Origin of the sequence: Streptomyces sp. NPDC000345 (assembly GCF_042898825.1) — a bacterium.
GTDB lineage: Bacteria > Actinomycetota > Actinomycetes > Streptomycetales > Streptomycetaceae > Streptomyces.
Genome location: NZ_JBIAZE010000015.1, coordinates 183930 through 209283, shown reverse-complemented (window position 1 = coordinate 209283; position 25354 = coordinate 183930). Strand labels below are relative to the sequence as shown.

Below are 25354 nucleotides of genomic sequence, written 5' to 3'. Positions count from 1 at the left end.
GCTCTCCGATCGGTGACCCGCGGGACGCACGGCGCGCAGGGGGCGGCGGTCCCATCTGGTTGAGCATGCAACATCCTAGTCCTGTCGGACGCGCCCTCCTCGGGTCAACTGGTTTCGCGCTGCACGACAGTTGCTCCGAACAGGTCGTGCGACTCGGGCTCGGCGCCCGGGTTGCGCACCGCGCGGTCGACCAGCGAGGCGAGGTCGCGGCCGGAGGGCAGCGCGATGCGGACGGTACTGAGCCGGGGCCGCAGCAGCCGGCCGAGCATCAGGTCGTCGGCGCCGATGACGGCCGTGTCCGTGGGGACACGCACCCCCGCGTCCTGAAGGGCCCGCATCAGCAGCATCGCGTATTCGTCGTTGTAGGCGAAGACGGCGTCCAGGCCGAGTTCGCTCCAGCGGGCGGCGAGGGCGGCCGCGGACTGCTCGGTGTAGGCGAGGGGCAGTTCGGTGACGGTGGCGTCGGTGCCCTGCAGGGCCTCGCGGGCGCCGGCCAGGCGGGGCGCGGAGAAGATCTCCAGGCCGGGCTCCTCGGGCACGACGACGCCGATCCGCCGTCTGCCGCGGGCGTAGAGGTGCCCGGCGGCGCTGCGGCCGACGCCGGCGTGGTCCAGCAGCAGCGCGTGGGCGCCCTCGACGGCCTCGGGGCTGAGGGTCACCACGGCCCGGGCCCCGGACCGTTTGAGGATGGCGACCCCCTCAGGACCGATGCCGGGGGTGGGCACGAGCACGGCCACGGGCCGCAGTTCGGCCCAGGCCCGGGCGGCGTCGTCGCCGCGCAGCCCGGTGGCCCCGTACTGGACGACGGTGTAGTCGAGGCGGCTGAGTCCGCCCTGGAACTCGTGCACGAACTGGCTGTAGAGCGGTCCCGCCGGGACGGGCAGCGTGGGCATCAGGACCATACGGCTGTGCCCGGCGCGCAGACTGCGGGCGGCCGCGTGCGGCACGTACCCGAGTTCCTTCGCGGCCTCGTGGACGCGGCGCCGGGTGGGTTCGCTGATGCGTACGGCGCTGGTGTTGTTCAGGACGTAGGAGACGGTCGCGCGTGAGACGCCGGCCAGACGGGCCACGTCGGCGCTCGTGGGCACGGAGCGCGGCGCCGGCGACTTCGTCGGCGCGGGCGTGTTGGGTATCTGCACCATGACGTACGGCATCTTGGCAGAAGCTGTGACCCGCGGTACGCGCGGGGGACACCCAAGATTGATGAACCGTCAACATACCAGATGGTCGGGCCCTCTGACCAGGAGGGCCGTTCGCGACCCGCCGTCAGGCGCCCGTCACCCGGTCGACCAAGTCGCTCCAGCCCCGCTCAAGACGCTCGAGCGGCGCCCCGCACTGCCGGGTGAGATGGTGCACCAGACCCGGGTTGAGGTAGCCCATCAGCGTGTGGGCGAGCAGCTCGTGGTCCGCGTCCGGCAGCACCTGGCGCAGCAGCAGCGCGAGGTGGCTGTGGTGGACACGGCGGGCGGGCACCGCGTAGCGGCGCTCCGGGCCCGGTTCGGCCGCCAGCAGCAGGTCCATCTCGTCGACGCAGCGCCTCAGCATGGCCGTACCGAACGCGCGCAGCCGTTCCACGGGCGGTGCGCCCGGCCCGAGTGGCGGGGGGCCGCTCAGGAAGGCGGCCTGCATCTTCTGCTCGGAGTGGTCCAGGAGGGCGGTGAGCAGGCCGGTGCGGTCGCCGAAGCGGCGGAAGACCGTCCCCTTGCCCACGTTCGCCGCGGCCGCCACCGCCTCCATCGTCACCCCGGCGGCGCCGTGTTCGGCGATCAGCCGGGCGGCGGCGTCCAGCAGCCGGGCGCGGTTGCGCGCGGCGTCGGCGCGCAGGCACGGCTCGTCGCCGGCGGGCCCGAGCCGCAGCAGCTGCTGGGGCTCGCCGATCCTCTCCTCGGGCTCCGGACACGGGGGCAGAACGCTGGACATGAACTCAGCGTAAAGCACCGGGAATGAAACTGGACCGCGGTCCGGTTAGGGTGCTAGAACATTAAACGGACCCCGGTCCGGATCGTAAACGCAATGTTTCAGCCCTTGGGAGTACCCATGTCTGTCCGCATCCTTGCGCTCGTCGGCAGCCTTCGCGCCGGTTCGACCAACCGCCAGCTCGCCGAGGCGGCCGTCAAGGTCGCTCCGGAGGGCGCCGAGGTCGAGCTCTTCGAGGGCCTGGCCGACATCCCCTTCTACAACGAGGACATCGACGTCGAGGGCAGCGTCCCGGCCGCCGCCGTCAAGCTGCGCGAGGCCGCCCAGGCCTCCGACGCCTTCCTGCTCTTCTCCCCCGAGTACAACGGCACCATCCCCGCCGTCCTGAAGAACGCCATCGACTGGCTGTCCCGCCCGTACGGCGCCGGCGCCTTCGGCGGCAAGCCCGTCGCCGTCGTCGGCACCGCCTTCGGCCAGTTCGGCGGCGTGTGGGCGCAGGACGAGGCCCGCAAGGCCGTGGGCATCGCCGGCGGCAAGGTCATCGAGGACCTCAAGCTCTCCATCCCGGGCTCCCTGACCCGCTTCGCCGAGACCCACCCGGTCGACGACGCCGAGGTCGCCGCCCAGCTGACCGAGGTCGTGGCCCGTCTGCACGGCCAGGCCGGCGAGCTCGCCGCCTGACCTCGGGCACGTCCCCGGCGTCCGGTACGTCACGAGGGGGCCGCGGCACCACTGCCGCGGCCCCCTGCCGTACCGCCCGCCGGACGGCCCGGCCCGTCGTTTCCCGCGGGTAACGACTGTCGAAAGTCGTTCAACCCGCAGACCGCCGCCCACCCGGTCTGATAAGGCTTGAGAGATGCAGACCCTTTATCGACGACTGCTCGACCTGATGCCCCGAATCGGCGTTCAGGTGACCGACCTCGGCCCGGGGGCGGCGGTGGTGTCCCGGCGCGGCGGCCCGTACGAGGTGACCGACGTGGGCCAGGGGACGAAGGTGCTCTCCCGGCGCGGCGGCCCCTACCGGGTGACCGGCGTGGACAAGGACACCTGGATCCTGCGGCGGACGCGGGGCGGTGTCCGGACCGAGGTCGCCGAGAAAGGTGTCGTGCCGCTCGGGGACACCGGCGCCATGCTGCTCATCGAGGACCCGGAGCACCAGGACGAGCGCAAGCTGCAGCTTTCCGCTGCCGAGTACCTGTGCGTCCAGCATGTCACCGCCATGCTCGGGCTGTACGGCGTGAACTGCGTCTTCGACGTCGGCGCCAACACCGGCCAGTACGCGAAGCGGCTGCGCAGGGCCGGCTACACCGGCCGCATCGTGTCCTTCGAGCCCACGTCCGAGACGTTCGCCCGGCTGGCGAAGGCCGCCGAGAACGACCCCGACTGGCTGGTCTTCCCGTGCGGACTGGGCCGCGAGGAGACGACCGCCGAGATCCACAAGAGCTGGATGACGATGAACTCCCTGCTGCCGCCGAGCGACTACGGCAAGGAGCGCTACAGCAGGTTCAAGAAGTCCGACACCGAGGAGATCCGCATCCGCCGCCTCGACGAGGTGATGGACGAGGCGCTGGACGGCCTCGCCGACCCCGTCCCGTATCTGAAGATGGACACCCAGGGCTACGACCTGGAGGTGTTCGCCGGGGCCGGCAAGCGTGTCGCGGACTTCGTGGGCCTGCAGTCCGAGGTCGCCTGTCTGCGGCTGTACGAGGGCAGCCCCGGGATGGGCGAGGCCGTCGCCGTGTACGAGGCGGAGGGCTTCGGCATCACCGGGATGTACCCGGTGACCCGCGAGGCGACCACGGGTCGCGTGATCGAGTTCGACTGCGTGATGATGCGCGCGCAGGCGGCACCCGAGCAGGCCTCCTAGGTCCGGCCGTCACCTTCCCGTCGCCGCCCGAAGGGCGGCCGTGCGGCGTCGTGGGGCGCTCCCGCGCGAGCGAGGCCGCGCGCTCCCGGCGGGCGCCACCCGCCGGACGGCGGGGAGGTTCCGCCGGACGGCGGTGCTCCCGCGGGCCCGGGCTGCGCGGATCATGGCCGCACGAGTCGCGATTCCGCGTGAGGAGAAGCCATGACGCCCGTTCCGCCGCCGTTCGATCCCGAACTCGCCGCCGCGCTGGAGCTGATCAAGGACGTGGTCCAGCCCGGGATGGCCCCGGAGGACATCGAGGCCGTCCGTCAGGGGCCGGGCCTCGCGCTGCTGACCGACCTGGACCTGACGGCGGGCGGTGCCTTCGAGGCCGAGGACCGGGCGGTGCCGGGTCCGCAGGGCGCTCCCGACATCTCGCTGCTGATCTGCCGCCCGGCCTCGCCGGCCTCCGACCGGCCGCGCCCGGTCGTCTATCACGTGCACGGCGGCGGCATGGTCATCGGCAACAACCGGGTCGGCGTCGACGTGGCCCTGGACTGGGCGCGCGAGCTGGACATGATCGTGGTGTCCGTGGAGTACCGGCTGGCGCCGGAGCACCCGCACCCGGCCCCGGTCGAGGACGTCTACGCCGGTCTGCTGTGGACGGCGGAGCACGCCAAGGAGCTGGGCGGGGACCCGGAGCGGATCGTGATCGCCGGGGCCAGCGCGGGCGGCGGCCTCACCGCGGCGCTCGCCCTGCTGCTGCGCGACCGGGGCGGCCCGCGCCCGATCGGCCAGCTGCTGATGTGCCCGATGCTGGACGACCGCAACGACACCGTCTCCGCACACCAGATGGCGGGCCTCGGCGTCTGGGACCGCACGGCCAACGAGACCGGCTGGGGCGCGCTGCTCGGCGAGCTGCGCGGTGGCCCGGACGTCTCCCCGTACGCGGCGCCGGCCCGCGCCGAGGACCTGTCCGGGCTGCCCCCGGCCTTCCTCGACGTCGGCTCCGCGGAGACCTTCCGGGACGAGGCCGTCGCCTACGCCTCCCGGATCTGGCAGGCGGGCGGGATCGCCGAGCTGCATGTCTGGCCGGGCGGCTTCCACGGCTTCGACGGGTTCGCCCCGCAGGCCGCGCTGTCCAGGTCGGCGCGGGCGGCCCACGTGGACTGGCTGCGCAGGCTGCTCGCCGAGTGACCCGCCTCTCCCCGGGGCCTGCGGCCCAAACGCCGGGCGCCCCCGACGGGACGGGCGGCCCGCGGCTCTCCTCACCGGCGGACGCGTGCCGCATCATGGCCGTATGAAAGAGCTGGCCGGGCGCCTGACCGCGCTGGATCCGGATGCCGGTGCCGCCGTACGGGTCATCGCCTACTTCGACCGGCTGGCCGAGGGCCGGGCCGGGGTGGAGGCGCTGGTGCGCGGGGCCGCCGTCCTGGCCGGGGTGCCCGCGCGGCTCGTCGACGCCGACCGGCGGGTGCGGGTCCGGGTCGAGGCCGACGGCACCCGCCGGGACTCGGACCTGCCGCCGGATGCGGAGTGGCCGTCCGCCGCGCTGACCCCGGACGGGGCGCCCGCCCTGTGGCTGGAACGCTCGGGTGCGGCGCCCAGCGTGGTCGACGCGGTGATCCTGGAGCGGGCCGCCGGAGCCGCGCGCCTCGTGCTCGACCGTACGCGCGGACGGGCCCCGCTCGACGATCCCGCCCTGGTCGAGACGCTCCTGGACGCCACGGCCCCGGAACCGGCCCGCCTGCACGCGGCCCGCCGCCTCGGCCTCGACCCGTCGGCCGCCGCCCGCGCCCTCGCCACCCCGGGCGGACGGCCCCGGGTCGTCCCGGCGACCGGGGAGGAGCACGGCGCCGCCGTGTCCGCGGGCGGCAACGGCGTCGGTGGCCCGGCGCGCGTCCCCGCGCCGGCCACGCCGGGCGGGCGGCCTCGCACGGTCCCGCCGGAGGGGCCCGCCGCCGAGCCGCCCGGCGTGCGGACCGGTGTCGGTCCGGCCGTCCCCGTGCTCGGCCTGCCGAGTTCCTGGAACGCCGCGCGCACCGCGCTGCGGTTCACCGCCGAGGGCACCGCGCAGGACCCCGGCCCCCGGGTGGTGCACGCCGACGAACTCGGCGGGATCGCCCTGCTGGCCGACCTCGTCGCGCCGGGCGCCGAGCCGCCGCCGGACGTCCAGGCGGTGGAGGCCGCCGCCGCGGACGCGCCCTGGCTGCTCACCACGCTGTACGCCGTCACCGCGACGGCGAGCCTGCGGGCGGCCGCGGCCGAGGCCAACGTGCACCACTCCACGCTCCAGGACCGGCTGGTGCACGCCGAACACCTGCTGGGCTGGCCGGTGCGCACCCCCCAGGGCCGGCTGCGGCTGCACCTCGCCCTGACGATGCGGCGGCTGGCACGGCCGTAGGACGGTCCCGCCCAGGACCATCTCCTCCCGCGGACCCGCCTTCAGCACCCACCCCCGGGCCCCGCCTCCGGCGCGCGTACGCCATCGGCTCGGCCGGCCGTACGAGGCGCTGCCGCCCCCGCGCTCCGGCCGGTACCGGGCATCGGGGGCGAGCCGGGCTCGCCCGGCACGGGTCCACCGCACCCCGGGCGCGGGCGACCGGGCGGCGGCAGGGCCCGAGGCGGTGGGCGGCGGGTGGTTGCCCGAACCGGCGTCGACACGCAGGAGGGGGCGTCCGCCGCACGGACGCCCCCTCCTGGACGGTCTCAGACCTTGGCCTGCTCGGGCTCGGGCGCCGGGTCGGACTCGCCCGCGCCGGAGGCGGCGGCGCGGGCCGCCGGGATCACGGCGGCGATGCCCGCGGAGACCAGGGCGAGGCCGCCGCCGACGAGGAGCGCGGTACGGAACCCGTCCTCGGAGGCGAAGGTGTGGCCGCCCATGGTCGTGGTCATCTGGGAGAGGATCACGCCGATGACGGCGGAGCCGATGGAGGTGCCGAGCGAGCGCATGAGGGTGTTGAAGGCGTTGGCGGCGGCGGTCTCCGTCAGCGGGACCGAACTCATGATCAGGGCGGGCATGGCGCCGTAGGCGAGGCCCACACCGCTGCTGGTGATGATCGTGACCAGCATGACGCCCCACGCGGAGCCGATCAGCGCCATGGACGCGAAGTAGCCGGCGGCCAGCACCAGGACGCCGCAGATCAGGGTGAACTTCGGGCCGCGGGCGTTGGTGAGCTTTCCGCCGAGCGGGGAGACCAGCATCATCGTCAGACCGCCGGGCGCCATCCACAGACCGGCCGCGAGCATCGACTGGCCGAGGCCGTAGCCGGTGGCCTCCGGGAACTGCAGCAGCTGCGGCATCACCAGCATGCTCGCGTACATGCCGAAGCCGACGAAGACCGAGGCGACGTTCGTGAGGAGCACCCGGGGACGGGCCGTGGTGCGCAGGTCGACCAGCGGGTCGGTGGTGCGCACCTCCCACACCCCCCAGCCGGCCAGCACCACGACGGCGGCGGCGAACAGCCCGAGCGTGACGGCCGACCCCCAGCCCCAGTCGGCGCCCTTGGAGACCGCGAGCAGCAGACACACCAGACCGGCGCCGAGGCCGATCGCCCCGGGCAGGTCGAAGCGCTGCCCCTTGGCGCCGGCGGGGACGTCCGGGACGAGCAGGAAGATCAGGACGGCGACGACGGCGGCCAGGGCGGCGGAGCCCCAGAACAGCGCACGCCAGTCGGCGTACTGGGCGACCGCGGCGGCCAGCGGCAGACCGATGGCGCCGCCGATGCCCATGGAGGCGCTGACCAGCGCGATGGAGCCGCTGAGCCTCTCGGCCGGTACGACGTCCCGCAGCAGCGCGATGCCGAGCGGCACCATGCCCATGCCCATGCCCTGCAGACCGCGCCCGACGATCATCGTCACGACGTCGGAGGCGAACGCGCACACCACCGAGCCCGCGACCAGCGGCACGGAACAGGCGAGCAGCATGCGGCGCTTGCCCACGAGGTCGCCGAGACGGCCGACGACCGGCACGCACACCGCCGCCACCAGCAGGGTGACCGTGATCACCCAGGCCGCGTTCGAGGACGTGGTGTCCAGGATCTGCGGCAGTTCGGCGATGAGGGGCGTGACCAGCGTCTGCATGATCGCCGCCGTGGTGCCGGCGAAGGCCAGCGTGGCGATCACGGCGCCCGGGCGGGCCGTGGGCTGTCGAGCGGGGGCGCCCATGAGGGACTCCTCGGGAAGAGTACGAAGGATGTGCATCGTACATGCCTTATGCATCAAGCACATGGCGTGGTCCATACACACCGGTATGCCAGGATGGGGCGCATGGAGACGCCCGCCCACGAGGTCGAGTACGAGCAGATGCTGCTCAGCCGCCACACGTTCCTGAACCAACGGGGCGGCCGCCGCAAGAACAGCCTCATGGAACGCAGCGCCTACATCCTGCTGAGCCGGATCAGGGTCCAGGGGCCCATGTCCATCGGCGAGCTCAGCGAGGCCTTCGGCCTGGACGCCTCCACCCTGAACCGGCAGACCGCTGCGGCGATGCGGGCGGGCCTCATCGAACGCATCCCCGACCCCGAGGGCGGGATGGCGCGCAAGTTCCGGCTCACCGACGAGGGCACGCGGCTGCTGGACGCGGAGCGCGAGGGGATCGTCGACGTCCTGGAGCGGGTGATGCACGACTGGTCGGACGACGACATCGCCGCCTTCGCGGGCTATCTGCGCCGGTTCAACAACGGCATCGAGGCGATCGGCGGCCGCCCGTGGCCGCGCCCTTAGGGCCTGTCCTTCGGATCACGCCGCGGACGCGGGGTCCGGCACGCACTCCCCCAGAGGGGGGACCCCCGGCGGCGTACGCGGTTCATCCCGCGTTTCGAGCGAGCCGGAACCCCACGTCGTCCACCCGGAACGTCGGGTGGCTACGACGCCGTACGGAAGCCCGGCAGCTCCAGTGCTCGTCGAACCAGCCGCCGCCCCGCAGAACGCGGTAGGTGCCGTAGACCTCGGCGTCGTAGACGTCCCAGCACCACTCCCAGACGTTGCCGAGCATGTCGTACAGGCCCCAGGCGTTGGGGAGTCTGGCGCCGGTCTCGTGGATCCGGTCGCCGGAGTTCTCGCGGTACCAGGCGATGTCGTCCAGCGGGCCGTAGCGCGGACCCTCGGTGCCGGCCCGGCAGGCGTGTTCCCACTCCGCCTCGGTGGGCAGCCGGTATCCGTCCGCAGAGGCGTCCTGCACGACGGTCTCGCCGTCGGACCGCAGCTCGTACACGGGGGTGCAACCGGCGCGCAGGGACAGGGCGTTGCAGAAGCGCACCGCGTCCCACCAGGACACGTCCGCCACGGGCAGCCGGTCCTCCCCGCGGGCGTCCGCCGGCGCACCGGTGACGCGCGCGTACAGGTCCCGGGTGACGGGATGGGCCCCGAGCAGGCAGCCCGCCACCTCCACGGTCCAGGCGCGGCGCGAACGCCGGTCCGACAGCGTCACCTTCCCCGGCGGCACGGCGATCATCCGGTGCTGCGGTCCCCTGTCCATGGTGAAGATGATCTCACCTGCGCGCCCCGGGCGCCGGGGGAAGCACCGTTCGCGGGCGGGCGGCCCGGGGCATGCTCGCTCCCGGGGCACTCGTCACCGTACGGCGCCCCGCAGGGTGTCCGGGGGAACTCGGACCTACCGACCCGACACAGGGGGGAAGATCCGTGGGGTGGATGACCGAGCAGTTCGGGGAGTCCCACGAAGGGATCGCGGGCGCGGTTCTCGCCGGGGGCGACGAACCCAAGCCGGTGTACCTGGACTTCGGCAGCGGCACCGACAGCGGTGCGGAGACCGGCGAATGGTGGGCCTACGACGGCCGGTCGGGCCGCCCGAGGGCCGCCGCCTTCCGCGCGGCGTGCGCGTGCGGCTGGCGGGGCGAGCCGTATCCCATCGACTGGGAGGAGTTGACGGACGGCCGCCGGCCCGATCCGGACACCGGCGACGCCTACCGCGACTGGAGTGAGCACATCCGAGGCGTGGAACGCCGTACCGTGCCCCTTCCCGACGAACTCACCTACCTGATGCACGCGTTGGAGGACCAACTGGCCGCACTGGCCGATCAGGCCCCGGTCGCCGCCCTCCGGGCCGCCACCGCGCTCCAACGCATCACCGCCGACATCGCGCAGGAGGCGGCGTACGCGATCCAGGAGGACGAGGTGCCGTGGGACCGGATCGGCACGGCCCTGGGGCTGACCCCGGACCGGGCCGAGTCACTGCTGACGCACTACCTGCTGCGGCAGTAGCGACGAGTCCTGCGACACGGTGTCCCGGCCGACGGCGACGGTCCCGTGGTCGCGGCCGACGCCGGCCACCGGCCGGCGGACCGGCGGACGTGGGTGCCCTGGAAGTCGAACGGCGCCTCCTCGGTCCACAACCGCCGGATCACCGTGCAGGCTTCGGCGAGGCTCTCCACGGCCTCCGCGGTGCCGGTGAAGGGCAGGCCGTGTGCCGCGTACGCACGGCGGGCCGCCGGAAGGCCGGGGCGCGAGCCGACGCCGATGCCGAAGTCGAGCCGTCCGCCGGAGACGACGTCGACGGTCGTGGCGATCTTGGCCGGCATCGCGGGCGGCCGGAAGCGGTCGCTCGTCACCATGACGCCGAGCCGCAGTCGCCGGGTCCGGGCGGCGAGGGCCGAGAGCAGCGTCCACCCTCGTAGGCCGGTCCGTCCGGGTCGCCCCCGATCGGCATGCGCTGATCCAACAGCCATGCGTGCTCGATCTCCGGGATCACGTCCGCGTCCCGCCAGACCCGCAGGACGTCGGGGTAGTCGACCTGCATGGGCGCGGTCGTGATCCCGAAGCGGGGCCGGGACGGGTGGGACATGGGGCGGCCGCTCCTTTCGGCGAGGGTGGTGTTGCGGACGGCGCTGCGGGCGGTCAGCGTCGGCGCAGCGAGGCGTCGAGCAGCGCGGGCGGGGTGTCGTGCTTCTCGTGCGCGGCCAGGTCGGTGCCGGGGGCGACGACGGCGTCGATCGCGTCCAGGACGTCGGCGGAGAGCACGGTGTCGGCGGCGGCGAGCTGCGCGTGCAGGTGGTCGAGCGTGCGGGGCCCGATGAGCGCACCGGTCACGGCGGGGTGCGCGGTCACGAATCCCAGCGCGAGCTGGATCATGGTCAGACCCGCCTGGTCGGCGACCTCGGCCAGCCGCTCGACGGCGTCCATCCTGGCCCGGTTGGCGGGGACGGTGAGGTCGAAGCGTTCCGGCATGAACGCCGAGCGGTGGGTGGTGACCTCCCGGCCCGCGCGGACCGCGCCCGACAGCCAGCCCGAGGCCAGCGGGCTCCACACCAGCACACCGAGCCCGTACTGCTCGGTCACGGGCAGCACATGGGCCTCGACGCCGCGCTGCAGGACGGAGTAGCTGGGCTGTTCGGTGACGTAACGGCCGAGGCGGTGCTCGCGGGCGGCCCACTGGGCCTGCACGATGCGATGGGCGGGGAAGGTCGAGGAGCCGAAGTAGCGTATCTTTCCCGCGCGTTGCAGATCGGTCAGCACCGAGAGGGTCTCCTCGTCGTCGGTGCTCGGGTCCCATCGGTGGATCTGGTAGAGGTCGACGTGGTCGACGCCGAGCCGGCGCAGACTGTCGTCCAGGGCGGTGACCAGCCAGCGGCGCGAACCGCCCCGGTGGTTGCGCTCCTGCCCCATCGGCATGCCCGCCTTGGTAGCCAGCACGATGTCGTCACGGCGGCCGGCGACGGCCTTGCCGACCATCTCCTCCGATTCGCCGTCGCCGTACATGTCGGCGGTGTCGATGAGGTTGACCCCCGCCTCCAGGGCGGTGTCGACGAGGGCGGTGACCTCGTCCTGGGTGGTCCGCCCGATCCTGCCGAAGTTCATCGCGCCGAGCGCGAGGGAGCTGACCTGCACACCGGTGCGGCCCAAGGTGCGGTACTGCATGACCGTGTTCCTCCATTGCGGATGAGGCGTGTCGACATGGCACGACTTGGCCGTCACCCCGCCGCTCTGCCATCATGAGCAAACGGAACGACGTCCCGTTTCGACGATACGGAACAGTGTCCCGTTTATCAAACCTGTCAGGAAGGGAACGCACGGTGAACGACGGCGACGGTGGCGCGGGGCAGGCGGCACGCCCCAGGAGGGCGGACGCCCGGCGCAACAAGGAGGCCTTGCTGGAGGCGGCCGCCGCGGTCTTCGTCGCGTCGGGCGTGGAGGCGCCGGTGCGCGACATCGCGGCCAGGGCCGGCGTCGGCACGGCCACGATCTACCGCCACTTCCCGACCCGGGCGGACCTCGTCATCGCCGTCTACCGGCACCAGGTCGAAGCCTGCGCCGAGGCCGGACCGGCCCTGCTCGCGAGCGCCCCGACCCCCTACGCCGCGCTGGGGCAGTGGATCGGCCTCTTCGCCGACTTCCTGGTCACCAAGCACGGCCTCGCCGCCGTGCTGCAGTCCGACAACCCCGGCTTCGAGACCCTGCACACCTACTTCCTCGACCGGCTCGTGCCCGTGTGCGGCGAGTTGCTCGACGCCGCGGCCGCCGCCGGCGAGATCCGCTCCGGCATCCCCGCCTACGCGCTCATGCGCGGCGTCGGGAACCTCTGCATCGGCGCGGAGAGCGATCCCCGCTACGACGCACGCCGGCTGATCGAGCTCCTGGTCGCGGGACTGCGCCGGCCGGAATGACCGTCAGCCGGCCCAACTGCCCCGGGGAGGAATGGGGATGAAGAGGCATCCGGGTTGAAGGACGGGACTATGTCCAGCATCCTGCCCTCATGTCTCTCACGGCCCCCGTCCCCGACCTGTCCGACCTGCGCGGCTACGCCGTCGACTGGGCCCTGGTGGACGTGGAGACGTCCGGGCTGACGCCGCGCCGCGACCGGGTGCTGTCCGTGGCGGTGGTGACGCTGGGTCCGGACGGGGAGCAGACCGGGGAGTTCTCCACCCTGCTGAACCCCGGCTGCGATCCGGGACCGGTCCATGTGCACGGTCTGACGGCGCAACGGCTGCACGGGGCGCCCACGTTCGACCAGGTGGCCGGGCAGATCGGCGCGATGCTGCAGGACCGGGTGATGGTCGCGCACAACGCGCAGTTCGACTACGACTTCCTCGCGCACGAGTTCGCGCGGGCGGGGCTGTGGCTGCCGGTCTCCCAGCGGCTGTGCACGCTCGCGCTGAACCGGCGGGTCGATCCGCCCGTAGGCGACCTCAGGCTGGGCACGCTCGCGGCGCACTACGGCGTCCCGCGGACCAGGGCGCATGACGCGCTCGACGACACACGCGTCCTGGCCGGGGTGCTGCGCGCGTCCCTGCGGGAGGCCGGGCGGCTCGATCTCCCCCTGCCGCTCGTGGCCTGTCCGCCCCGGCAGGACCCGCGGTTCGCGCCCAGACCGGCGAAGACCGCCTGCGCGTTCGTCAACCCCGGCCGGCTCGCGGCGGGCGGTGCGCTGGTGCAGGGCATGAAGGTCGCCGTCACCGGGGAGACCCGGACCGCGCGGGCCGAGCTGGTGGCACGGGCCGCCGCCGCGGGGCTGAACACGGTGACGTCGGTCAGCCGGCACACCAGTGTCCTGGTCGCGGGCGACCCCGCCTCCGGCACCGCCAAGGTCCGCCGTGCCCTGGCCGAGGGCGTGCCCGTCGTCGACGAGCACAGCTTCCTGCGCCTGCTGGACGACGTACGCCCCGGAACCCCCCACGAGGGTTCGGCCCCCGCCCCCGCTCCGGCCCCTGCTCCCCCGTCCCCGGTGGAGGCCGTACCCGCCCCCCGGAAGCCGGACCCGGCCGACTCCGTCCGGCCCATCCCGGCCGGACACCCGCAACCGCAACCCGCACCGCCCGCACCCCTGTCCGAGTCGGCGCCCCTGCCACCGGCCGCATCCCCGGCGCCGGCACCCCGACCGCCCGCACCCGCCGCACCGTCCGCCCCGGTCCCCCGGCCCGAGTCGCGGACCGAGCCGACCGCCCCGCTCCCGTCACCGGCACCGCCCCGGCGCCCCGCGAGGCCGGGCGGGCCCCTGACCGGCCGGCGTGTCCTCGTTCTCGGCGGCACGCATCCCGAAGCCGTCGCCGCCCGCGCCCGCGTCGTCGAGCTCGGCGGGGCGGCCGCGATCAACCTGTCCGCGAGCGTCACCGACGTCGTCCTGCTGGCCGGCGGCGACAGCGACCGCCGCATGTGCCGGATCATCACGCTCGCGCTGCCCACCCGCACGCCGCAATGGCTCGACGCGCCGGTGGTGGCACACCGGCCGGACGCCGGCGAGCCCCGCACGGCCGCCCACGTCCTGCCGCGGGGCGGGGTCGTCGACCTGCCGTACCCGGACGGAGGGGCGGCGACCGCCCGGTGGACGGTCACCGCCTCCTGGGCGGCGCAGACGGTGTGCGAGATCGACGTCGTCGCCTTCGTGGTGGACGAGGACGACCAGGTCGCCTTCGACGAGGACTTCGTCTTCTACGGCGCTCCGGAGAACCCCGGCGGGACGGTACGGCTCCACAGCGACGGGCCCACCGAGCAGACCGTCGGCATCGCTCTGGCCATGCTGCCGCCCTCGGCCCGCAAGGTCGTCGTCGCCGCAGCCATCGACGGCACGTCCACCTTCGGCGACGTCGGCGCCGTCCAGATCAGCGCCGGCCCCGGCACCAGCGCGGCGCCCCTGGTCCAGGCCACCCTGGACGCCGCCACCACCGAACGCACCCTGCTCCTGGCGGAGATCTACCGCCGCGGCCCCCGCTGGCGCCTGCGGGCCGTCGGCCAGGGCTACGACCACGGCCTCGACGCCCTGGCCCGCGGCTACGGCGTCGACATCGCCGACTGACCCGTCCGGCGTGCGGGCCGTCAGGCCCAGGCCGTCACCGGCGTGAACGAGCTGTCCTGCCGGAACAGGTCCGTCCCGTCCGACTGCTCCACGCGCAGCTGGTAGTTGTAGTGCCGCAGGTAGTAGCCCGGATAGTTGTACGACTCGAAGCGCACCGAGCCGCTCGTCGTGCCCGTGCGGGCGACGAAGGTGGCGTCCTTGGCGAAGGTCGCCGTGCCGTCGTTCGCGTCGAAGCGGCCGCGGAAGGAGTAGTGGCGCAGGTAGTTGCCGGCGGCGTCCCGGAAGGAGTAGCCGTTCGAGTCGGCGAGTCCCGCCACGACCGTGAAGGTGGACGCCTGCTTCTCCGCGGTGGTGCTGGAGCCGGTGACCACCGGCAGGTTGAGCAGCGAGGACTGCTCCTGCCAGTACCGCGTGGTGTAGTTGGCCGACTGGAAGGAGCGGGTGGCGTTCTTCGTGATGCTCACGCCGCCGGACACCGTCTCCTTGACGACGGTGAAGTGGCGGGCGGTGCCCGAGATGGCCGGCAGGGCCTTGGGCGCGCTCCAGGTGGCGAAGGAGTCGTAGCTGTCGCTGTAGTAGTAGTTGCCGTCGCCGTAGCCGTCGAAGAAGATCCGCCAGGCGCCGTTGTCGAGCTGGACCAGGGCCGGGCCCTCGCGGTAGCTCCCCCAGCCGGCCCAGTCACCGGTTCTGGAAATCGTGTAGGGGCCGGTGAGGCTGGTCGCGGTGGCGTACTCGATGTACTTGGTCGTCTCGTTCTTGGTGAAGGCGTGGTAGGTCGAGCCGGTCTTCACGATGAACGTGTCGATGTGGTTCGCCCCGATGCCGGACAGGGCGACCGGCGAACTCCACGCGGTCAGAGAGGAGTTGGTGGCCTTCAGCAGATACGGCGTGAAGATCCACTCGTCGCTGGTCAGCGAGCAGGACACGATGACGTTGACACTGCCGTCGCTGTCGACGAACCACTCCGGCGCCCAGGCCCGCGAGAGGTTGGTGATCGGGACCGTGTAGTCGTACAGGAACGTCCAGTTGACCCGGTCGGAGCTGCGGGCGAAGCCGATCGTGGTGCTGACGTCCTGCCAGGTGTGGGTGGTGTAGGTCAGGTAGTAGTAGCCGTTGGTGTGCTTGAAGATGCTCGCGTCCCGGATGCGGCCCGCGGGCGGGGTGTACGCGGAGGACTGCACCAGCCGGAAGTCGGTGGCGTCGTCGGACTGGTAGACGTTCACCGTGCCGTCGTTGCTGTTGAGGAACGGCACGATGGTGTAGCGGGTGGCGGAGCCGCTGGGCGGGGCGGCGGCGAGGGCGGTGCCGAGCAGACCGGGCAGCTCGCCGAGGACGAGCGCCGAAGCGGGCAGGACGGCCATCGCACGCAGCAGGGCACGGCGGGAGGGGGAGGCGGCGGGGCGGGGTGAGGTCATGGTCGGCTCTCTTCACTGCGGCTCAGTGGTCCGACATACCGAACAAGGTTCGGAAAGTCGATCAGAAGGTAGGGGTGGGACAGGAGCACGTCAATGCTTTGCGCAGGAACGGAAGACGCCTGTGGTACCGCTGTGCCGGGCAGCCGATCGCCCCGTCCCCGCGTGCCGTTCCCCCATCGGCCCGCGAGACGTTACCGTTCGGTAGTGGCAGACGACGTCGTCCCGGAGGTGCCCCCGTATGACACCCGACCGTGCCGCCGGCCTCGCCGAGACCGCCCGTGCGCTGGCCGCGGGGGAGGTCTCCTCGCGCACGCTGGTCGAGCGGACCCTGGCCCGGATCGAGGCCACGCAGGGCACCCTCAACGCCTTCCGGATCGTCCGGACCGAGGCCGCGCTCGCCGAAGCCGACGCTGCGGACCGGGAGTTGGCGGCCGGCACGCGCAGGCCCCTGCTGGGCGTGCCCGTGGCCGTCAAGGACGACATGGACGTGGCCGGTGAGCCGACCGCCTTCGGCTGCGCGGGCACCCACCCCGCCGTCGCCCGGGACGGGGAGGCGGTGCGGCGGCTGCGCGCGGCCGGGGCCGTCATCGTCGGCAAGACCAACACCTGCGAACTCGGGCAGTGGCCCTTCACCGAGGGGTCGGCCTTCGGCGCGACCCGCAACCCGTGGAACCCCGAGCACACCCCGGGCGGATCCTCCGGCGGTTCGGCGGCCGCGGTGGCGGCGGGCCTGGTGCCGGCCGCGCTCGGGTCGGACGGCGCCGGTTCGGTCCGCATCCCGGCCTCCTGGACGCATCTCGTCGGTATCAAGCCGCAGCGCGGGCGGGTCTCGACCTGGCCGCGCGGCGAATCCTTCCAGGGCATCACCGTCAACGGCACCCTCGCCCGCACGGTGGGCGACGCGGCCCTGCTCCTCGACGCGGCGAGCGGCAACCACGACCTCGACCCGCACCGGCCGCCCGCGATCGACGCCTCGGCGGCGGTGGGCCGCGACCCCGGCCGGCTGCGGATCGCGCTCGCGCTGAAGCCGCCGTTCACCGCGGTGCCCGCCCGGCTGGCGCCCGAGGTCCGCGCGCGGGTCGTCGAACTCGCCTCGCACCTCGCCGGCCTGGGACACGAGGTCGAGGAGGCCGACCCGCCGTACGGGCGGATCGGGCTCACCTTCGTGCCCCGGGCGACCGCGGGCATCGCCGAATGGGTGGCCGAGGCGCCCTTCCCCGCCCTCCTGGACCCCCGCACCCGCGGCGCCGCCCGGCTGGGCCGGCTGCTCGGCGGGGCACCACTGCGGGCGGCGCGCCGCGCGGAGGCGGTCCTGCACCGTCGTATCGGCGGCTTCTTCGCGTCGTACGACGTCGTCCTCGCGCCCACCACGGCCGCTCCCCCACCCCGCATCGGGGCGATGATGAACCTGAGCGGGTTCGCCACCGACCGCGCGATCATCGCGGCCTGTCCCTACGCCTGGCCGTGGAACGTGCTGGGCTGGCCCGGCGTCAACGTGCCCGCCGGCTTCACGCCGGACGGTCTGCCGGTCGGCGCGCAACTGCTCGGCCCGGCCCACAGCGAACCGCTGCTGCTCTCGCTCGCCGCGCAGTTGGAGGCGGAGCTGCGCTGGTACGAGACACGCCCGCCGGAAACGGCCGGTGTGCAAACCCCGGCGGTGTAACGGCGTTCCCGCCCCTACCCTGTGACCATGGACGATACGATGGTCGGGCTCATGGGACGGGTCACCGGAACGGTCGGGCCCGGGCTCGTCGGCGAGGTGATCGTCCGCGTGCGCGGCGGTGCCGAGCACTTTCTCGCCTACCCCGCCTCCGGCACGGAGCGCATCGAGCGGGGGACGATGGTCACCGTGGTCGAGTACCTGGCGCCGCGGACCGTCTACGTCTCGGCGGTGTACGGCGGTTGAGGCCGCGCGGGCCCGTGCGGCGCCGTGTGTACCAAGCGGGCAACAGGGGTTCCCCGACGTCTGTACACGGCTCGTGCGCGGGCCCACACTCCCGTTACGTTCGGTGCCCGCGGGCACCCTGCACTGGGGGAGTGCATGCCGATGGATGTCGGTTTCATCGCGGGGTCGGTGGTCGGTGCCGCCCTCGTTCTGATCGGTCTCTTCAAGCTGATGTGGCGTGTCGCGGAGCCCAACGAGGCGCTCATCATCTCCGGTTCGAAGCACCGGCTGGAAGGCCTCGAGGAGGGGATGGGATTCCGCATCGTCACCGGGCGGGGCACGCTCGTGCTGCCCGGTGTCCAGGCGGTCCGCAAACTCTCGCTCGACCTGAACCAGACGGAACTGCACGTGGACTGCGTGACGCACCAGGGCATTCCGCTGAAGGTGCGGGGCGTCGTCATCTTCAAGGTGGGCGACGACTTCGTGTCGATCGCCAACGCCGCCCGCCGCTTCCTGGACCAGCAGAAGCTGATGGCGGAGCGGGTGCACACCGTGTTCGCCGGCCATCTGCGGGCCATCGTGGGCGGGTTGACGGTCGAGGACATGATCCGCGACCGGGAGAAGCTGACCGGCCAGGCCCGTGCCGCGTGCGGCACCGAGATGGAGAAGCTGGGCCTGATCGTGGACTCGCTCCAGATCCACGAGATCGAGGACCCGACCGGGTACATCAAGAACCTGTCGGCCCCGCACCTGGCGGCCGTACGGCGGGACGCCCGCATCGCGCAGGCGGAGGCCGACCGGTTCGCCACCGAGGCCGAGCAGCAGGCGTTCGCCCGGATGGCCGAGGCCACCCGGGACAGCGAGATCCTCAAGTCCGGTTACCAGGCCGAACAGGACAAGGCCGCCGCCTCGGCGCGGCAGGCCGGGCCGCTCGCCGACGCCGCGGCGCGCCAGGAGGTCGTGGTCCAGGAGACACGGGTCGCCGAACTCGAGGCGCGCCGGCGCGAGCAGCAGCTCCAGGCGGACGTGCGCAAGCCGGCCGACGCCAAGGCGTACGAGAAGCGGACACTGGCCGAGGCCGAGCGCGACGCCCGGATCTCGGTGGCCGAGGCGAAGGCGGCGGAGACCCGGGCCACGGGTGAGGCGGAGGCCGCCGCGACACAGGCGAAGGGTCTCGCCAAGGCCGAGGCCAACCGGGCCATGGGGCTCGCCGAGGCGGAGGCCATCAAGGCACGGGCCGCCGCCCTCGCCGAGAACCAGGAGGCCGTCGTCGCCCAGCAACTCGCCGAGAAGTGGCCGGAGATCGTCCAGGCCGGCGCGTCCGCGTTCGGCAACGTCGACAACATGGTGCTGCTCAACGGCGCCGACGGCATGGCCGATCTGTTCGCCAAGGCGCTCACCATGGGCGGGACCGGGCTGGGGCTGGCACGGCAGCTGCTGGCGTCCATGAACCAGAACGGGCAGGCGCCGGGCGGACCTCCGTCCGTCAACGGGTCCGCCGCCCCGCCGTCGGAGAAGGTGCCCGTCGAGGACAGGTGAAGGGACGCGGTCACGGAGGCAGCCCTTAAGGTGCCTCCGTGACCGCGTTTACCGATGAGAACGTTCCCGGCCGCTTCGGCCGCACCGCCACCACCGAGGCCGACCCGCGCGAGGTGGGCCGGGTCCGTACGGAGTACTCGCCCGCGCACGACGGCGACCCGGATCCCGGTGAGATCGTGTGGACCTGGGTGCCCTTCGAGGAGAACGACGGCCGGGGCAAGGACCGCCCGGTGCTCGTCGTCGCCCGTGAGGCGGGCGGCACCTTCCTGGCCGTCCAGCTCTCCAGCAGGCGCCACGACGACGACCGGGACTGGGTGGCGATCGGCAGCGGCCCCTGGGACCGCTCCGGGCGGGACTCCTGGGTGGACGTCGACCGTGTCCTGCGGCTGCACGAGGACGGCATGCGCCGGGAGGCGTGCGCGCTGGACCGGATGCGGTTCAGCCTGGTGCGGCACCGGCTGCACGAGCGCTACGGCTGGACCTGAACCCGCCCCACGTCGAACGCCCGCTCGAAGGCGCCGCGCACCGCGCTCCCCGGCGTGCGGTCCAGCACCCCGAACACCACGTGCTCGAAGATCCGCCCGAACCGCGCGCCGGGAGCGAGCAGCGCCCGGAACGCCTCCGCCACCTGCGCGGGGTCGTTGTGGAAGACGCCGCAGCCCCACGCGCCCAGCACCAGCCGCCGGTAGCCGTGCGCGGCGGCCGTCTCCAGGACCCGCTCGGCGCGGACGGCGAGGGCGCGCGGCAGCTCCGGCGCCCGCTCGGGCACCGTGCGCAGCACCACGCCCGCGTTCGGCGCGGCGGCGGTGAGGAAACCGGCGGTGTACGGCTCGTCCAGCAGCCGGCCCCGGTCGTCGCGGAAGACGGGCACGGCCGGTGAGTGGATGACCCGGTCGGTGTAGAACGGGTCGCGGTGGGCGCGGTGGTGCTCGTAGAACCCGCGGGCCCGCAGCAGGCAGGTGTACAGCGCGGAGGCGCGGCACAGGGCCTCCTCCTGCGCCTGCGCGCCGTTCAGGAAGCCGCCGCCGGGGTTGCGGGCGGAGGCGAAGTTGAGCACCGCGACCGGGGTGCCGGCCAGCCGGCGGGCGGCTTCCAGGCTGCTCTCTCCGGTGACCTCGACGGTCGTGGCCCCGGCGGACGGGGCGGCAGCGGGCGGGTCCGGCACCGGGACCGGTTCCGGTCCGACCATCCGGGTGCCCGCCCGGGCGGCTTCGACGGCCGCCGCCAGGGACACCTCCCGTCCGTCGGACACCCGGTAGGCGCCCGCCGCGACGATCTCCTCCGTCTCGCGGGCGATGCCGCGCAGCCGCGCGCTCACGGCGCCACCCCCGTGCACCCCATGAGCGTCCCGGTCTCCCCCGTCGTCGTGTTCACGCACGCATCGTGAGCGATGACGGACAGGCGGTGCAACGAGATTTTCCCGGCGCCGGGAACGCCCGGGGAATTCTGGGCCAACAGCGTGCAAGCGGCACGGATTCGAAGGCCACCTGATCGATATACTCCGATTTGCACCCTTGTGCGTTTCGGGTCGAGGGTCTTGGGTGGGACAGATGTGATGCCGGTCCGGCGGCCCGGATGCCGGTCCGGTGGCATGGTGGAACCTCAGGAGGATCCCGACATGTCCGATTCGGTCAGCGACTGTACCGACAGCCCCACCGACTGTACGGAGCATCGCGACACCCTCTCCGAAGCCGAGGTGGAGGCCCTGGTCAGGGGCATCTGCTTCAAGACCGGTCCACCCCGGACCGTGGGCGTCGAACTGGAATGGCTGATTCACGAGCTGCGCGAGCCGCAGCTCCCCGTGACACCCGAACGGCTCGCGGCGGTCTACGCCGCTCTGGAGACCGTGCCCGTGCGGTCGGCGCTCACCGTCGAACCCGGCGGCCAGCTGGAACTCAGCTCGCCGCCCGCCGGCTCCCTGATGGAGTGCGTGGACACCCTCTCCGCCGACCTGGACGCCGTCCGCGCGGTCCTGCGCGAGCACGGCCTCGTCCTCGCCGGCCTCGGCACGGACCCCTGGCACACCCCTCGCCGGTTCCTGCGCGAGCCGCGTTACGACGCCATGGAGGCCTGCCTCGACCGCACCGGCCCGGCCGGCCGCGCCATGATGTGCACCTCGGCCTCCGTGCAGGTCTGCCTGGACGCCGGGTACGAGGAGCCCGGTCCGCTGGGCCACGGGCGGCGCTGGTGGCTCGCGCACACCCTGGGCGCGGTGCTGACGGCGGCCTTCGCCAACTCCCCGCTGCTGCGCGGCGACCCCACCGGCTGGTGCTCCACCCGGCAGCTGCTGTGGATGGAGATCGGCGCCGGCCGCGCGGGCGCCCCCGCCCTGGACGGCGAACCGCGCGACGCCTGGGCCCGGCACGTGCTGGACGCGCCGGTGATGTGCGTACGGCGCGACAGCGGACCGTGGGACGTGCCCGAGCGGCTGACGTTCCGCGAGTGGACCAGGACGGGGCAGCCCACCCGGGCGGACCTCGAATACCACCTGACCACGCTGTTCCCGCCGGTCAGACCGCGCGGCCACCTGGAGCTGCGCATGATCGACGCACAGCCGGGCGACGACGGCTGGATCGTGCCGGTGGCCGTGACGACGGCACTGTTCGACGACCCGGAGGCCGCCGAGTCCGCCTACCGCGCCGTCAAGCCCCTCGCCGAGCGGGCACTGCCGCGGCCCGCCCCGCACAATCCGCTGTGGATCGACGCCGCACGCCACGGCCTGGCCGACCCCGAACTGCACGAGACCGCCGTCGCCTGCTTCACGACGGCCCTGCAGGCCCTCCCCCGGCTCGGCGCCTCCGCCGACGTCGTGGACGCCGTCTCGGCGTACCGGGACCGCTATGTGCTCAAGGGCCGCACCCCCGCCGACGACCAGCTCGACCGCCTGCGCGGCACGGACACCCGCGCGTACGGGAAGGACCTCCGCCCATGACCACCGAGCCCGTCCTGGACGGCGACACACTGCGCGACCGCGCGCTGACCACCCTGACCACCGCACGCGAGCGCACCACCCTCCTGACGAGCTGCGTCGAGGACCCCGACCTCACCGCCCAGCACTCCCCGCTGATGTCCCCGCTGGTGTGGGACCTCGCGCACATCGGCAACCAGGAAGAGCTGTGGCTGCTGCGCACGGTGGCCGGCCGGGAGGCGATGCGCCCCGAGATCGACGGCCTGTACGACGCCTTCGAGCACCCGCGCGCCGAGCGGCCCTCGCTGCCCCTGCTGCCGCCCTCCGAGGCCCGCCGGTACGCGGCGGAGGTGCGCGGCAGGGTGCTGGACGTGCTGGAAGCGGCCGACTTCCACGGCACCCGGCTCACCGAGGCGGGCTTCGCCTTCGGGATGATCGCCCAGCACGAACAGCAGCACGACGAGACGATGCTGATCACCCATCAGCTCCGCACGGGACCGCAGGTCCTCACCGCCCCGGATCCGGAACCGGTCCCGCTGTTCACCGGTCCGGCCGAAGTCCTGGTCCCCGGAGGCCCGTTCACGATGGGCACCTCCGGCGAACCGTGGGCACTGGACAACGAACGCCCCGCGCACCAGCGCGAGGTGGCCCCCTTCCACATCGACACCACCCCGGTCACGAACGCCGCCTATCAGGCGTTCATCGACGACGGCGGCTACGACGACGAGCGCTGGTGGACGACGGAGGGCTGGGACCACATCCGCCGGCACGGCATCCACGCCCCGCTGTTCTGGCACCGCGACGGCGGCCAGTGGCTGCGCCGGCGCTTCGGGATCACCGAGGTCGTGCCGCCCGACGAGCCGGTGCTGCACGTGTGCTGGTACGAGGCCGACGCCTACGCCCGCTGGGCGGGCCGCCGGCTGCCCACCGAGACCGAGTGGGAGAAGGCGGCCCGCTTCGACCCCGCGACCGGCGGCTCGATGCGCTATCCGTGGGGCGACGCCGACCCCGCCCCCGAACACGCCAACCTGGGCCAGCGCCATCTGCGGCCCGCCCCCGCCGGGAGCTATCCGGCCGGTGCGTCCCCGCTCGGGGTACGCCAGTTGATCGGCGACGTGTGGGAGTGGACGGCGAGCGACTTCCTGCCGTACCCCGGGTTCCGGGCGTTCCCGTACAAGGAGTACTCGGAGGTGTTCTTCGGCCCCGAGTACAAGGTGCTGCGCGGCGGTTCGTTCGCGGTGGATCCGGTGGCCTGCCGGGGCACGTTCCGCAACTGGGACTACCCGATCCGGCGGCAGATCTTCTCCGGCTTCCGCACCGCCCGTTCGGGGGCCGTCTGATGTGCCGTCATATCGCCTGCCTCGGGCCGGTGGAACCGCTCGGCCGCGTCCTCGTCGAGCCCCCGCACGGCCTGTACCGCCAGTCGTGGGCGCCCCGCCGGCAGCGGTACGGGACGGTCAACGCCGACGGTTTCGGCGTGGGCTGGTACGCCGAGGGCGACCCGGTGCCGGCCCGCTACCGCCGGGCCGGCCCCGTCTGGGCGGACCTGTCCTTCGCCGACCTGGCGCGGGTGGTGCGCTCCGGAGCGCTGCTGGCCGCCGTACGGGACGCGACGCTGGCCGGGGCCGACGCGGAGGCCGCCGCGGCGCCGTTCGCCACCGGGCCCTGGCTGTTCAGCCACAACGGGGCGGTGACGGGCTGGCCGACCTCCCTGGAGCCCCTCGCGCACGGCCTGCCCCCGGCCGACCTGCTGTCCATGGAGGCGCGCAACGACTCCGCGTTCGTGTGGGCGCTGGTCCTGGCCCGGCTGCGGGCCGGGGACGGTGAGAGCCAGGCGCTGGCGGACACCGTGCCGGAGGTCGCCGCCGCGGCCCCCGGCTCCCGGCTCAACCTGCTGCTCACCAACGGCCGGACGATCACCGCGACGGCCTGGGGCGACACCCTCTGGTATCTGACGGAGCCCGGCGGCCGCACGGTCGTGGCCTCCGAACCGTACGACGACGATCCGCGCTGGCAGGAGGTTCCCGACCGCACCCTGCTGGTGGCGAGCCGCACCGAGGTGCTGCTGACCCCGCTCAAGGACCCGACCACGGACGCGGCACCCGTACCACCCAAGGAGACCCGCACGTGAGCCCGTTCCAGATCACCCGCACCCTCCCCGAGGACGCCACGGACGCCGCCCTGCGCGCCGACGTCCTCCAGGGCCTCACCACCACCCCGAAGACCCTCCCGCCGAAGTGGTTCTACGACGCCCACGGCAGCGAGCTCTTCGAGCAGATCACCGAGCTCCAGGAGTACTACCCGACGCGCGCCGAGCGCGAGATCCTCAGGGACCGCGCCGGTGAGATCGCCGCCGCGGCCCGCGCCCGCACGCTCGTCGAACTCGGCTCCGGCTCCTCGGAGAAGACCCGCCATCTCCTCGACGCGCTGACCGGCCTGCACACCTATGTGCCCGTCGACGTCAGCGACAGCGCCCTCACCCAGGCCGGACAGGCCCTGGTCGCCGAGCGGCCGGGCCTGGCCGTGCACGCCCTCATCGCCGACTTCACCGGCGACCTCGCCCTGCCCGACACTCCCGGCCCGCGCCTGCTGGCGTTCCTCGGCGGCACCATCGGCAATCTGCTGCCGGCCGAGCGCGCGGACTTCCTGGGTTCGCTGCGCGCACTGCTGGCCCCGGGCGACGCCCTGCTGCTCGGCACGGACCTCGTCAAGGACGAGCGGGTGCTGGTCCGGGCGTACGACGACGCGGCCGGGGTGACGGCCGCGTTCAACAAGAACGTCCTGACCGTGGTCAACCGCGAACTGGGCGCCGACTTCGATCCCGCCGCCTTCGACCATGTGGCCCTGTGGGACCCGCGCGACGAATGGATCGAGATGCGGTTGCGCTCACGCACCGGGCAGACCGTGAAGATCCCGGCGCTGGACCTCGCCGTGGACTTCGCCGCCGGCGAGGAACTGCGCACCGAGGTGTCGGCGAAGTTCCGCGAGGAGGGAGTGCGGGCCGAACTGGCCCACGCGGGGCTGGAGCTGACCCACTGGTGGACGGACCGCGCGGGCCGTTTCGCGCTGTCGCTGAGCACCGTGCGCTGAGGCGCCG

General features: G+C 73.4%; 23 protein-coding genes and 1 pseudogene. 16 read left to right on the top strand and 8 right to left on the bottom strand.

Annotation, left to right across the window (positions count from 1 at the left end):
• Positions 1-104: 104 nt before the first annotated feature.
• Complete coding sequence (locus ACFY30_RS30910) at positions 105-1154, bottom strand: LacI family DNA-binding transcriptional regulator (protein WP_390848429.1); 1050 nt, start codon at positions 1152-1154, stop codon at positions 105-107.
• A gap of 112 nt (positions 1155-1266) precedes the next feature.
• Complete coding sequence (locus ACFY30_RS30905) at positions 1267-1920, bottom strand: TetR/AcrR family transcriptional regulator (RefSeq protein ID WP_390848428.1); 654 nt, start codon at positions 1918-1920, stop codon at positions 1267-1269.
• A 117-nt stretch (positions 1921-2037) separates the two neighbouring features.
• Here ACFY30_RS30905 and ACFY30_RS30900 point away from each other — a divergent pair, with 117 nt between their 5' ends.
• The 4 genes from ACFY30_RS30900 to ACFY30_RS30885 all read left to right on the top strand — a co-directional run bounded on the left by ACFY30_RS30900 (position 2038) and on the right by ACFY30_RS30885 (position 6167).
• Entirely contained in the window at positions 2038-2598 is a 561-nt protein-coding gene (locus ACFY30_RS30900; protein ID WP_390656472.1) for an NADPH-dependent FMN reductase, read from the top strand.
• A 175-nt stretch (positions 2599-2773) separates the two neighbouring features.
• Positions 2774-3784 carry an FkbM family methyltransferase gene (locus ACFY30_RS30895; protein ID WP_390848427.1) on the top strand — a complete coding sequence of 337 codons (1011 nt, stop codon included), beginning with the start codon at positions 2774-2776 and terminating at the stop codon, positions 3782-3784.
• A 201-nt stretch (positions 3785-3985) separates the two neighbouring features.
• On the top strand, positions 3986-4960 hold the full coding sequence (locus ACFY30_RS30890; RefSeq protein ID WP_390848426.1) for an alpha/beta hydrolase: 975 nt from the start codon (positions 3986-3988) through the stop codon (positions 4958-4960).
• Between the two features lie 103 nt (positions 4961-5063).
• The gene (locus tag ACFY30_RS30885; protein WP_390848425.1) at positions 5064-6167 is read left to right on the top strand and encodes a helix-turn-helix domain-containing protein; all 1104 of its coding nucleotides are present in this window, start codon (positions 5064-5066) and stop codon (positions 6165-6167) included.
• Between the two features lie 305 nt (positions 6168-6472).
• On the opposite strand, the gene ACFY30_RS30880 is transcribed toward ACFY30_RS30885, so the two are convergent.
• Positions 6473-7930: an MFS transporter gene (locus ACFY30_RS30880; RefSeq protein ID WP_390848424.1), complete on the bottom strand. Its 1458-nt coding sequence runs from the start codon at positions 7928-7930 to the stop codon at positions 6473-6475.
• Between the two features lie 102 nt (positions 7931-8032).
• Between ACFY30_RS30880 and ACFY30_RS30875 the strand changes: the two genes are divergently transcribed.
• Positions 8033-8488 (top strand): MarR family winged helix-turn-helix transcriptional regulator, encoded by a 456-nt coding sequence (locus ACFY30_RS30875; RefSeq protein ID WP_390848423.1) that lies wholly within the window; start codon positions 8033-8035, stop codon positions 8486-8488.
• Positions 8489-8570: 82 nt separating this feature from the next.
• On the opposite strand, the gene ACFY30_RS30870 is transcribed toward ACFY30_RS30875, so the two are convergent.
• On the bottom strand, positions 8571-9242 hold the full coding sequence (locus ACFY30_RS30870; protein WP_390848422.1) for a formylglycine-generating enzyme family protein: 672 nt from the start codon (positions 9240-9242) through the stop codon (positions 8571-8573).
• A 173-nt stretch (positions 9243-9415) separates the two neighbouring features.
• On the opposite strand from ACFY30_RS30870, the gene ACFY30_RS30865 reads away from it, so the two are divergent.
• Positions 9416-9985, top strand: a complete 570-nt coding sequence (locus ACFY30_RS30865) for a hypothetical protein (RefSeq protein WP_390848421.1) — start codon at positions 9416-9418, stop codon at positions 9983-9985.
• A gap of 89 nt (positions 9986-10074) precedes the next feature.
• On the opposite strand, the pseudogene ACFY30_RS30860 reads toward ACFY30_RS30865, so the two are convergent.
• Together ACFY30_RS30860 and ACFY30_RS30855 are read right to left on the bottom strand one after the other, a co-directional pair.
• Positions 10075-10565, bottom strand: a pseudogene (locus tag ACFY30_RS30860) (LLM class flavin-dependent oxidoreductase); the annotation flags it as partial.
• A 53-nt stretch (positions 10566-10618) separates the two neighbouring features.
• Positions 10619-11638 (bottom strand): aldo/keto reductase, encoded by a 1020-nt coding sequence (locus ACFY30_RS30855; protein WP_390848420.1) that lies wholly within the window; start codon positions 11636-11638, stop codon positions 10619-10621.
• Between the two features lie 155 nt (positions 11639-11793).
• Here ACFY30_RS30855 and ACFY30_RS30850 point away from each other — a divergent pair, with 155 nt between their 5' ends.
• Complete coding sequence (locus ACFY30_RS30850) at positions 11794-12384, top strand: TetR/AcrR family transcriptional regulator (protein ID WP_390848419.1); 591 nt, start codon at positions 11794-11796, stop codon at positions 12382-12384.
• Positions 12385-12473: 89 nt separating this feature from the next.
• Positions 12474-14510, top strand: coding sequence for a TerD family protein (locus ACFY30_RS30845; RefSeq protein ID WP_390848418.1), 2037 nt, complete (start codon positions 12474-12476; stop codon positions 14508-14510).
• Positions 14511-14530: 20 nt separating this feature from the next.
• Here the strand turns inward: ACFY30_RS30845 and ACFY30_RS30840 are convergent, their stop codons facing one another.
• Positions 14531-15925 (bottom strand): glycoside hydrolase family 43 protein, encoded by a 1395-nt coding sequence (locus tag ACFY30_RS30840; protein WP_390848417.1) that lies wholly within the window; start codon positions 15923-15925, stop codon positions 14531-14533.
• A 238-nt stretch (positions 15926-16163) separates the two neighbouring features.
• On the opposite strand from ACFY30_RS30840, the gene ACFY30_RS30835 reads away from it, so the two are divergent.
• The 4 genes from ACFY30_RS30835 to ACFY30_RS30820 all read left to right on the top strand — a co-directional run bounded on the left by ACFY30_RS30835 (position 16164) and on the right by ACFY30_RS30820 (position 19834).
• Positions 16164-17588 carry an amidase gene (locus tag ACFY30_RS30835; RefSeq protein WP_390848416.1) on the top strand — a complete coding sequence of 475 codons (1425 nt, stop codon included), beginning with the start codon at positions 16164-16166 and terminating at the stop codon, positions 17586-17588.
• Positions 17589-17615: 27 nt separating this feature from the next.
• Positions 17616-17831, top strand: coding sequence for a hypothetical protein (locus ACFY30_RS30830; RefSeq protein ID WP_390656460.1), 216 nt, complete (start codon positions 17616-17618; stop codon positions 17829-17831).
• A gap of 135 nt (positions 17832-17966) precedes the next feature.
• Positions 17967-19349, top strand: a complete 1383-nt coding sequence (locus tag ACFY30_RS30825; protein WP_390656459.1) for a flotillin family protein — start codon at positions 17967-17969, stop codon at positions 19347-19349.
• Positions 19350-19387: 38 nt separating this feature from the next.
• On the top strand, positions 19388-19834 hold the full coding sequence (locus ACFY30_RS30820) for a type II toxin-antitoxin system PemK/MazF family toxin (protein WP_390848415.1): 447 nt from the start codon (positions 19388-19390) through the stop codon (positions 19832-19834).
• Here the strand turns inward: ACFY30_RS30820 and ACFY30_RS30815 are convergent.
• Positions 19819-20667: a TIGR02452 family protein gene (locus tag ACFY30_RS30815; protein WP_390848414.1), complete on the bottom strand. Its 849-nt coding sequence runs from the start codon at positions 20665-20667 to the stop codon at positions 19819-19821. The genes ACFY30_RS30820 and ACFY30_RS30815 overlap by 16 nt on opposite strands.
• A 300-nt stretch (positions 20668-20967) precedes the next feature.
• Here ACFY30_RS30815 and egtA point away from each other — a divergent pair, with 300 nt between their 5' ends.
• The 4 genes from egtA to egtD are packed head-to-tail and all read left to right on the top strand — an operon-like array spanning position 20968 to position 25347.
• Complete coding sequence (egtA, locus tag ACFY30_RS30810) at positions 20968-22281, top strand: ergothioneine biosynthesis glutamate--cysteine ligase EgtA (protein ID WP_390848413.1); 1314 nt, start codon at positions 20968-20970, stop codon at positions 22279-22281.
• Positions 22278-23597, top strand: coding sequence for an ergothioneine biosynthesis protein EgtB (gene egtB / locus ACFY30_RS30805; RefSeq protein ID WP_390848412.1), 1320 nt, complete (start codon positions 22278-22280; stop codon positions 23595-23597). Before egtA ends, egtB begins: the two co-directional genes overlap by 4 nt.
• Positions 23597-24388: an ergothioneine biosynthesis protein EgtC gene (gene egtC / locus ACFY30_RS30800; RefSeq protein WP_390848411.1), complete on the top strand. Its 792-nt coding sequence runs from the start codon at positions 23597-23599 to the stop codon at positions 24386-24388. Before egtB ends, egtC begins: the two co-directional genes overlap by 1 nt.
• Positions 24385-25347 (top strand): L-histidine N(alpha)-methyltransferase, encoded by a 963-nt coding sequence (egtD, locus tag ACFY30_RS30795; protein WP_390848410.1) that lies wholly within the window; start codon positions 24385-24387, stop codon positions 25345-25347. Before egtC ends, egtD begins: the two co-directional genes overlap by 4 nt.
• Positions 25348-25354 lie beyond the last annotated feature (7 nt).